9 protein-coding genes, 1 pseudogene and 1 riboswitch are annotated in these 8,821 nt (G+C 51.7%); of the genes and pseudogenes, 1 reads left to right on the top strand and 9 read right to left on the bottom strand.

Annotated features, from left to right (window positions below; translation table 11 throughout):
- Nucleotides 1-23: 23 nt before the first annotated feature.
- The 6 genes and pseudogenes from HMPREF0080_RS05945 to HMPREF0080_RS05920 all read right to left on the bottom strand — a co-directional run bounded on the left by HMPREF0080_RS05945 (nucleotide 24) and on the right by HMPREF0080_RS05920 (nucleotide 5,607).
- Nucleotides 24-299 (bottom strand): DUF1292 domain-containing protein, encoded by a 276-nt coding sequence (locus HMPREF0080_RS05945; protein WP_006790417.1) that lies wholly within the window; start codon nucleotides 297-299, stop codon nucleotides 24-26.
- Nucleotides 292-717 (bottom strand): Holliday junction resolvase RuvX, encoded by a 426-nt coding sequence (gene ruvX / locus HMPREF0080_RS05940; protein WP_006790416.1) that lies wholly within the window; start codon nucleotides 715-717, stop codon nucleotides 292-294. Before ruvX ends, HMPREF0080_RS05945 begins: the two co-directional genes overlap by 8 nt.
- Before the next feature lie 3 nt (nucleotides 718-720).
- Complete coding sequence (locus HMPREF0080_RS05935; RefSeq protein ID WP_006790415.1) at nucleotides 721-981, bottom strand: IreB family regulatory phosphoprotein; 261 nt, start codon at nucleotides 979-981, stop codon at nucleotides 721-723.
- Nucleotides 982-1,011: 30 nt separating this feature from the next.
- Nucleotides 1,012-3,665: pseudogene (gene alaS, locus HMPREF0080_RS05930) on the bottom strand (alanine--tRNA ligase).
- 101 nt (nucleotides 3,666-3,766) lie between these two features.
- Nucleotides 3,767-4,510: a C40 family peptidase gene (locus HMPREF0080_RS05925; RefSeq protein WP_006790412.1), complete on the bottom strand. Its 744-nt coding sequence runs from the start codon at nucleotides 4,508-4,510 to the stop codon at nucleotides 3,767-3,769.
- A riboswitch (cyclic di-AMP (ydaO/yuaA leader) is annotated at nucleotides 4,509-4,637 on the bottom strand. Its footprint overlaps the gene before it by 2 nt.
- Nucleotides 4,636-5,607, bottom strand: coding sequence for a glycosyltransferase family 2 protein (locus HMPREF0080_RS05920; protein ID WP_006790411.1), 972 nt, complete (start codon nucleotides 5,605-5,607; stop codon nucleotides 4,636-4,638). (Overlaps the previous riboswitch by 2 nt.)
- 215 nt (nucleotides 5,608-5,822) lie before the next feature.
- Here HMPREF0080_RS05920 and HMPREF0080_RS05915 point away from each other — a divergent pair, with 215 nt between their 5' ends.
- Nucleotides 5,823-6,143: a YnfA family protein gene (locus HMPREF0080_RS05915; protein ID WP_006790409.1), complete on the top strand. Its 321-nt coding sequence runs from the start codon at nucleotides 5,823-5,825 to the stop codon at nucleotides 6,141-6,143.
- Nucleotides 6,144-6,169: 26 nt separating this feature from the next.
- On the opposite strand, the gene HMPREF0080_RS05910 is transcribed toward HMPREF0080_RS05915, so the two are convergent.
- The 3 genes from HMPREF0080_RS05910 to HMPREF0080_RS05900 form a co-directional block, all read right to left on the bottom strand.
- On the bottom strand, nucleotides 6,170-6,856 hold the full coding sequence (locus tag HMPREF0080_RS05910; RefSeq protein ID WP_006790408.1) for an HAD family hydrolase: 687 nt from the start codon (nucleotides 6,854-6,856) through the stop codon (nucleotides 6,170-6,172).
- A 69-nt stretch (nucleotides 6,857-6,925) separates the two neighbouring features.
- Complete coding sequence (locus HMPREF0080_RS05905; protein WP_006790407.1) at nucleotides 6,926-8,119, bottom strand: acetate/propionate family kinase; 1,194 nt, start codon at nucleotides 8,117-8,119, stop codon at nucleotides 6,926-6,928.
- Nucleotides 8,120-8,146: 27 nt separating this feature from the next.
- Nucleotides 8,147-8,683 carry a hypothetical protein gene (locus tag HMPREF0080_RS05900; RefSeq protein WP_006790406.1) on the bottom strand — a complete coding sequence of 179 codons (537 nt, stop codon included), beginning with the start codon at nucleotides 8,681-8,683 and terminating at the stop codon, nucleotides 8,147-8,149.
- Nucleotides 8,684-8,821: the final 138 nt, after the last annotated feature.

Here is an 8,821-nt window from a genome sequence, read left to right as displayed (position 1 = left end):
CAGGCCGTTCCGGAGCTTTTATGCTATTCGGTACACATCGCATTGTATTTTGCCAATACGCCGTCAAATTCTTCATCGGTCGGCGCAACGTAAACCGTTTCGCCGTTTTCCGTATCAACGCGGGTGATAATGGCCTCACCGTCTTCAGCCGCATCCCCTTCTTCACCGACGGGAACGAGAACCGTAAATGTTTTGCCGTTAAAGTCAATGGCTACGTCTTCAATATAATACTCTTCTTCACCGTTATCATCGGTAATGGTAATAACCTGTACTTCTTCCAGCATTTCTTCGTCAGCCATGGTTTCCTCCTTGGGCATCTAAATAATTTTGCAGTATAAATACGGCAGCTATCGTGTCAATAACGCCTTTCCGTTTCTCGCGGCGCACGCCCGCCGCAATGAGTTGACGTCGGGCCATTGCCGTAGTCAGGCGTTCATCCCAGTAAACAATATCGGGTTCCGGCACCGCCTCTTTCAGCTCGCTCACGAACCGTTCTATCTTCTCCATATTTTCGCTCCGCTCACCGTTCATATGGCTCGGTTTACCGACGACGATACAATGTACCTCCCGTTCCCGGCAGACGGCGGCCAGCTGAGCAAAATCTTTTTTCTTCGACTGCCGTTTAATCGTCCCTACAGCCTGGGCCGTCATTAAAAGGGCATCACTGCAGGCGACGCCGATAGTCTTTTCCCCTACATCCAATCCGAGAATACGCATAATTTACAGATTCCGATGCCTTACGTAGGAACTGAGCAGTTCTTCCACCAGTTCATCCCGCTCAAGACGGCGAATATTGCTGCGAGCATTATTATGGCTCGTAATATATGTCGGGTCGCCCGAAAGAAGGTACCCCGCCATCTGGCTGATCGGGTTATACCCCTTTTCTTTCAACGCGTTATACACGTCTTCTAAAATCATAGACGCCACGTTTTGTTCATCGTCTTTTTTCTTTACGATCATCGTTTCATCATTTACTGCCATTATACTCACTCTCCCTTGTCAAAAGCAGGGTCAATTGCGGTGAAGCTCTTTCACGGCCTGTATACCCGCGGCCAGCGCGGCTTCCAGCTTTTGCGGTTCTTTACCTCCCGCCTGGGCCATATCGGGCCTGCCGCCGCCGCCGCCGCCTGCGGCCGCCGCCGCGGCTTTAACGATCTTGCCGGCATGTAAGCCCGTCTTTGTAAGTCCTTTAGACACTTTACAGACGAAATTCACTTTATCTTCATGTACGGCGCCTAAAAGGACAACGCCGTCACCTGTTTTTTCCGGCACCGAACCGTCCATCTGCATTTCCGCTGTGTATTGTAACTTTGCCAGTACCATGTCGGCCAAATTGCGCAGGCCTTCCATGGAATCGGCCTGTACGGCCGTCGCGACAACAACGACCCCGTTCACATCTTTCTTCACGGCCAGAATATCCGCAAGGGACGAAGACGCCACTTTCCTCTGAAGCTGCTGCAATTCCCGTTCGCTGTGCTTCAATTCAGCCATAAGCTGTTCGATCTTGGCGGGAATATCCGCTTCTTTCACTTTTAAAAGGCCGGCGGCACGCTGCAGGAGAAGAGCATCGGCAACGGCTTGTTCATGAGCGGCCTTACCCGTTACGGCTTCAATACGGCGTATACCCGTACCGGTGCCGGATTCGCTGAGGATACGGAAGGAACCGATTACGGCCGTATTCGGCACGTGGGAGCCGCCGCAGAGTTCACAGCTGAAAGACGGTACGCTGACAACGCGAACGATATCACCGTACTTTTCGCCGAAGAGGGCCATTGCTCCCTTTTTCCTTGCTTCATCAAGCGGCATTTCCTCTATTTCCACAGCAACATTTTTCAGAATCTGTTCGTTCACTTTTTCTTCAACGGCCCTGAGCTCGTCTGCCGTCATCGGCGAAAAATGAGTGAAATCAAAGCGGAGGCGTTCGGGTTCTACCAATGAACCCGCCTGGTTGACATGATTTCCCAAAACGCCGCGGAGGGCCGCCTGTAAGAGATGTGTTGCCGTATGATTTCTCGCAATGGCAAGGTTGCGGACGCGGTCAACCGTAATTTTGACAGCCTCTCCTTTTTTTAACGAACCGGCCGTCACGACAGCAATCACATAACTGAGGCCGTTCGGCAAAAGCTTCGTATCCGTGACTTGGCCCGTGCCGTTTTCGCTTTGCAAAACCCCCGTATCACCGACTTGACCGCCGCCTTCCGCATGGAAAGGCGTTTTATCAAGAATGATCGTAACAACGTCATCTTTTTTCGCCTCATCGACAGCCGCACCGTCATTACCTAAGAGGACAATAGTCGCAGATGTCGCCGTTTCATCAATGACAAGTCCTTCCTGAGCAAGCCCGGTCGTATCGGGAGTGGCGACTTTGGCGGAAACTTTGGCACGGGCCGCGCGGGCACGTTCCTGCTCTGTTCTTTCATGGACGCGTCAAATCCGGCGTGATCGATCGTCAGTCCCTCTTCCTGCGCAATTTCTTCCGTAAGTTCCACAGGAAACCCGAACGTATCATATAATTTGAATACTTTATCTCCGGCCAGCACCTTGTCTTGTCCCGTTTCAGCAATCATGCCGTTGAGAAGTTCAAGCCCCTGCGCGAGAGTCGCACTGAACTGAGCTTCCTCCGTCGCAATAACGGTCCGGATCAGATCCTTGTGTTCAAGCAGTTCCGGATACGCGTCCCGGTACATGCGGACAACGACATCGACGAGATCCGCGAGAAAGGTGTTTTTAATGCCGAGAACATGGCCGAAACGGACAGCACGGCGGAGAATACGGCGCAGGACGTAACCGCGGCCCTCGTTGGACGGCAGAATGCCGTCACTGATCATCATCGTCACGGCCCGGATATGGTCGCCGATAACCTTTATGGCAATCTTCTGCTGCGGGTCGTCGTAGTCGCCGTGACAGATCCGGATAACTTCTTCCATAACGGGGAACAGGAGATCCGTTTCAAAATTGGATTCTTTTTCCTGAATTACGGAAGCCAGCCGTTCAAGACCGGCACCCGTATCAATATTTTTCTTTTCAAGCGGTTCATATGTACCTTCTTTTGTGCGGTCAAATTGCGTGAACACGAGATTCCATATTTCCAGATACCTGTCGCAGTCGCAACCTACGGCACAGGTCGGTTCCCCGCAGCCGCGGGTTTCGCCGAGATCATAGAAAATCTCCGTATCGGGACCGCACGGCCCTTCTCCTATTTCCCAAAAATTATCTTCCAATTTTGAAATATGAGTGGCGGGAACGCCGACCGTATCGTGCCATAAATCGTAGGCTTCCGTATCGTCCGGATAAACGGTTACGTAAAGCCTCTCCTTATCAAGCTCCAGGACTTCCGTCAAAAATTCCCAAGCCCACGTAATGGCTTCTTTTTTAAAATAATCGCCGAAAGAAAAATTGCCGAGCATTTCAAAAAATGTATGGTGGCGGGCCGTACGGCCTACATTGTCGATATCGCCCGTACGGATGCACTTCTGGCTCGTCGTCACGCGATACGAAGGAGGCACCAGTTTACCTGTAAAATACGGTTTCAACGGAGCCATGCCGGCGCCGATCAGAAGTAAGCTCGGATCGTCTTCCGGAACGAGGGAAAAACTGTGCAGTTTCAAATGTTTCTTACTTTCGAAAAAGTCTAAATACGCTTTACGAATTTCATTGCCCGTCATGTATTTCATTACTGGTAGCACTCCTTATATCCCGACTCCCCGGAAGTCGGGTCGTTATAGTTACCGTCCCTCTGCCCGCCGGGGCGAAAGGACGGCCTTATTCAGCGCTTAATGCGTTTAGCGCCGATATAATGTGAACCCCAATACTCACTGTTCAGGCTGTCCACATGAATGCCGTTGCTCGATGTAGCGCTGATAAACTGATTATTGCCGACATAAATGCCCGCATGAGAAACGCCCGGCTCATAGGTGGAGAAAAACACCAGGTCCCCCGGCACGAGTTCCGCCCTGGCAACGGCCGAACCGAGCCGATACTGTTCATCAGCCATACGCGGCAGGGTTATCCCGTTACGGGCAAACACGAATTTTGTAAAGCCCGAACAATCGAAGCCGCTCGGTGTATTGCCGCCGAACACATACGGCACGCCGATGTACTGATAGGCCTGATTGACAACCTTACTGCCGAACGCGTTGTGCCTGACATCGCTCTTTCCGGCTTTACCCTTACCGTAATCCTGAATGGTCACCGCTTTTTTCTTTTTTGCGGGCGCCGCTTTTTTCGCCTGCTCCTGCGGCATGGTTTTGCCCGTTAAAAGTTTATACGTTTTGCCGTCGACACTGCCGCTGACGGCGAGGCCTTTATCCGCCTGAAAACGTTCGACGGCACGGCGCGTATCGTTGCCGAAAATACCGTCCACACCGATTTTATACCCACGTTTGACAAGCTGTTTCTGCAAAAAGGTAACGTCAGGTCCCTGCGAACCTACCGAATACGCTCCCACAGGCAATACGGCAAGTGCCGCAAAGGCGCATACCGCGGCAGCCTTAGAAATTTTTCTCCACATAAAAACTCCTCTCCGCCTCCGAGGTTAACTGACGGGTTAGGCTTGAAGGCAGCCCGCCGCTTAGCGGCTTCACCCCTAAAAACTGGTTCCCCCGTACCCGGAAACCGGGATTCGGCACTGCATCTTTACCATGGAGCATCGTCCTTACGCCGATGTCCTAACTCGGCCTTTACCCAATATAAAGGCCGGTTCTTCACTTCTTCAAAGATCCGGCCGATATACTCGCCGATAATTCCTAAAAAAGTCAATTGCAGACCGCCCACAAGGCAGACGACGATCATCGTCGTCGTCCAGCCCGGCGTCGTCTGATCGGTCAAATTACAATAAAGTACATGCACAATCATGAGCAGGCTCAGCAGGCCGCTGAATACGCCCGTATAGAAAGATATGCGCAACGGTGTTTTAGAATAGGCCATGATGCCGTCCAGTGCAAAGCTGAACATCTTGTGCAGAGAAAACTTTGACTTTCCGGCATACCGTTTCGGTGCGACAAATTCAACAGTCGTCTGTTTATACCCGATATCGCCGATCATACCGCGGATAAACCGGTCATGTTCACGGAAGAGTTTAAATGTTTCCAAAACCCGTTTGTCCATAAGGCGGAAATCGGAACCGCCCGGCCTGATATATACAGGCGACAGCGCATTCAACAAGCTGTAATACATTTTTGAAGTAAGCGTTTTCATAAGGCCCGCGTCATCGGTTGAAAGGCGTATGGTCTGAACGACATCATACCCCTCGCGCCACTTTCTGATAAGATCCGGCAGCATCGCCGGCGGATGCTGCAAATCTCCGTCCATCGTAATGACGGCATCGCCCCGGGCATGTTCCATGCCGCAGGTTATGGCCAGTTGATGGCCGAAATTACGGGCCAGTATCAGGGCGCGCACACGGTCATCCTGCCGGGTCAGACGGCTGAGTACAAGCGGTGTTGCATCGCCGGAGCCGTCGTCGACAAAGATGATTTCATACTTATAGTCCGTCGTCTCCATCGCCCCGGTCACTTCTTCATAAAACTTCTCAATATTCAGATGTTCATTATAAACGGGAACGACTATAGAAACCGTCTTTTTTTCCCCGTTCTCCCGAAAACTCATTTTATATTATACCATCCGCGTAAAATCACTGTCAAAACAAGGTCCCGAGCCGTCTTCCGCAGGACACGGGACTTCGTGTTGAGCTACATTATTATACCACTTTATATATATCGTCGCTACTCCCGATACGCCTTTGATATCCATATGTTCTTGCCAGACAGCCGCACCCCGTATATTATAATTTTCGGACCGTATAATTACCAGGGAGGTGTATTATGATACAATCTTTAGGTTACTTTCTCCTCGCCGGACTCTGCGAAATAGGCGGCGGTTATCTTGTCTGGCTGTATATGCGCGCCGGCCGGAGCCCGTTTTATTTTTTAGCCGGTTCGGTCATCCTCATTTTTTACGGGATCGTACCGACCTTCCAGCCGGCAGGCTTCGGTAAGGTCTATGCGGCATACGGCGGCATCTTCATCGTACTTTCTCTTCTCTGGGGCTGGCTGATCGACGGCACCGTGCCGGATCTGTATGACCGGCTGGGCGGCTTCGTCTGCCTTATGGGCGTTTGGATTATCATGTACACTCCCCGATAGCCGGAGCACGCAAAAAGTATTTTCAGTTATCCGTGAATCACGGCACTCATTACTTCGGGGGCGGGAAGCTCAGGAAAGAGCCGCCACGGCTCCTGTTCCGCCAGCGCCTGCCCGGTATAATGCCCCGTGGCGACGGACACGGTCTTGGCGCCTATGGCCTTACCGCACCGGATATCGTAAACAGTATCACCGATAACGTACATGTCTTCTATTTTGTCATGCCAATAGGCCTGCGCCGTCATCAGGGCATTGCGGGCCAGGTCGTCGCGGGCATAGAACGTTTCGGCGAAACCGGAGTGCTCAAAATCAAAATAACCGTCCAGGCCGAAAACTTCCAGTTTCATTTTTGCACCGACACGGCTGTTTCCCGTCATTAAAAGCTGTACCACATCCGGATCCCGGTCAAAATGTTCCAGGTTTTCCCGTACGTTATGTAAAACCGCGCTTTCTTCACGGGTCTTTTGCAGCCACAGCAAAAGATTCCGTTCGTATTCACGGCAAAAGGTGAAAACTTCCTCATCCGTCGGCATAACGCCCCTGGCCTGATACAGAAGCTGTTGACAAATATAGTTATCCGTTCTGCCGCCGGCCGAAATATTCGGCACGGCCCGATCATCGCCCATAAGGCGGTGAAACACGTCATAAATAGCGTACATGCCGGCTTTTCCTGTATTTATCATCGTGCCGTCTATATCCCAATAAATAAGCTTCATACGTTCCTCCGCAACACTATAAAGAAAGCGGCAACTTCACCGCGAAGCTGCCGCATCTCAACTGCTCAACTATCGGGAAACGATATCCTTCGTGTCGCGAGCAATCATGATTTCTTCATTTGTCGGAATGACATACACCTTGCAGGCGGAATCATCCGTACTGATAAGAGCATCTTTACCGCGCACGTTATTGCGTTCCGCATCAAGTTCGGCGCCCATGTACTCCAGTCCTTCGCAGATAGCCACCCGATCTTCAATGCCGTTCTCGCCGACACCGGCCGTAAAGGTAATGACATCTACACCGCCCATAGCGGCCGCAAGAGCGCCGATCAGCTTGCGGACCTGATAATGGAACATATCAAGTGCGAGCCGGGCACGTTCATTGCCTGCGGCAGCCGCTTCACCGAGGTCGCGGAAGTCGCTGGAAACGCCGGAAATGCCGAGAACGCCGGATTTCTTATTCATCAGGGTATCCATTTCCTGCGCGGAAAGATTATGTTTATCCATAACAGTGCAGACAATGGCCGGGTCAATATCCCCGCAGCGCGTACCCATAAGCATACCTGCAAGCGGCGTAAAGCCCATCGTCGTGTCGATGCTCCTGCCGCCCTTAATGGCCGCCAAAGAAGAGCCGTTGCCGAGGTGGCAGCTGATGATGCGGAGATCTTCTTTCTTAACGCCCATAACCTCGGCAATCCGGTCGGCAACGTAACGATGGCTCGTGCCGTGGAAGCCGTAACGGCGAATACCGTCTTCCTTGTACAGTTCATAAGGGAGCCCGTACATATACGCCTCAGGCGGCATGGTCTGATGGAACGACGTATCAAACACGCCGACCTGCGGGACCTCCGGCATAATGGCCCGGCACGCCTTGATGCCGATGATATTGGGCGGATTGTGAAGCGGCGCAAAGGCGGAGCATCTTTCCAACGCTTTCATCACTTCGTCCGTAATCAGCGTGGAAGAGGCGAATTCTTCGCCGCCGTGTACGACGCGATGCCCGACGGCGTCAATTTCTTTCATCGATTTGATAACGCCCGCTTCGGGATCCGTTAAAAGATCAAGAACCAGTTTGACGGCGACCTTATGATCCGGAATAGGCTGTACGATTTCCTTCTTCCGGCCGTTCCACTTGTGCGTCAATCGGGCATCGGGAAGGGTGATCTTTTCTACCAGCCCCTTTGCCATTACTTCTTCGTTGTCCATGTTCACCAGTTGGTATTTCAAGGATGAACTGCCGCAGTTTACAACTAATACGATCATGAATGTACCTTCTTTCGTAAATGGTGTTTATTGAAGCTTTTCAAAGACAAAATCCGTTACCGCTTTTCCCGTTTCGTCATCCCGGCGGTAGGTATACCGGACGGTCCAGATATACCCCTGATTTTCGAAAACAAGCAGGCGTTCGACGACGGGGATCTTTTGTCCCTTCGCGGACAGGATATATTCGATATCCCCGGTTAACGCGGGTCCGCCATGTACGGTCGTCTGCCCGACGTTCCTGCCCGTAAGCGATACTTCCGCAAGACGCGACAACTCCGCAACGGCTTTGTCAACAGCTCCGTCCAAGGTCAAGCCTGCAGCCTGTTCGTATGTGGCGGTAATTTGCAGATGTTGGTCCTGATTACCGTAGACGGTGCTGTCCGAACCCTGAATTTTCGCCTGTCCCAATTCAAAAGGAGAGAAAAGAAGAACCTGCGTATTGCCGGCATGCATTGTCATTTCTCCGAAACTGTACTCTTCCTGCACCGTCGCCGTACCGCAGCCGGAAAGGCCGAGCATGGCAGTTATCAATACTGCCGCACCTATGAATGTTAAGGACCTCATACTATCACCTACAAGCTTTCTTACAGACTGGCATTATTATAGCACAGTTTAAAATGAGTGACCAGAAAAAAGCCCGCACGGTCGTTCTCCGCGCCTGACTGGTCATGGCGGATATAACCGTATATAATGATACGGAAG

The sequence above is a fragment of the Megasphaera geminata F0357 genome, from assembly GCF_000239275.1.
Taxonomy (GTDB): Bacteria; Bacillota; Negativicutes; order Veillonellales; family Megasphaeraceae; genus Megasphaera; species Megasphaera geminata.
Note: the sequence above shows the minus strand (reverse complement) of the source record. Positions and strands in the feature narration are given on the sequence as shown.

Excerpts from the sequence above, each read along its gene's own strand:
- HMPREF0080_RS05945 (WP_006790417.1), bottom strand. The coding sequence starts at position 299 with ATGGCTGACGAAGAAATGCTGGAAGAAGTACAGGTTATTACCATTACC.
- ruvX (WP_006790416.1), bottom strand. The coding sequence starts at position 717 with ATGCGTATTCTCGGATTGGATGTAGGGGAAAAGACTATCGGCGTCGCC.
- HMPREF0080_RS05935 (WP_006790415.1), bottom strand. The coding sequence starts at position 981 with ATGGCAGTAAATGATGAAACGATGATCGTAAAGAAAAAAGACGATGAA.
- HMPREF0080_RS05925 (WP_006790412.1), bottom strand. The coding sequence starts at position 4,510 with ATGTGGAGAAAAATTTCTAAGGCTGCCGCGGTATGCGCCTTTGCGGCA.
- HMPREF0080_RS05920 (WP_006790411.1), bottom strand. The coding sequence starts at position 5,607 with ATGAGTTTTCGGGAGAACGGGGAAAAAAAGACGGTTTCTATAGTCGTT.
- HMPREF0080_RS05915 (WP_006790409.1), top strand. The coding sequence starts at position 5,823 with ATGATACAATCTTTAGGTTACTTTCTCCTCGCCGGACTCTGCGAAATA.
- HMPREF0080_RS05910 (WP_006790408.1), bottom strand. The coding sequence starts at position 6,856 with ATGAAGCTTATTTATTGGGATATAGACGGCACGATGATAAATACAGGA.
- HMPREF0080_RS05905 (WP_006790407.1), bottom strand. The coding sequence starts at position 8,119 with ATGATCGTATTAGTTGTAAACTGCGGCAGTTCATCCTTGAAATACCAA.
- HMPREF0080_RS05900 (WP_006790406.1), bottom strand. The coding sequence starts at position 8,683 with ATGAGGTCCTTAACATTCATAGGTGCGGCAGTATTGATAACTGCCATG.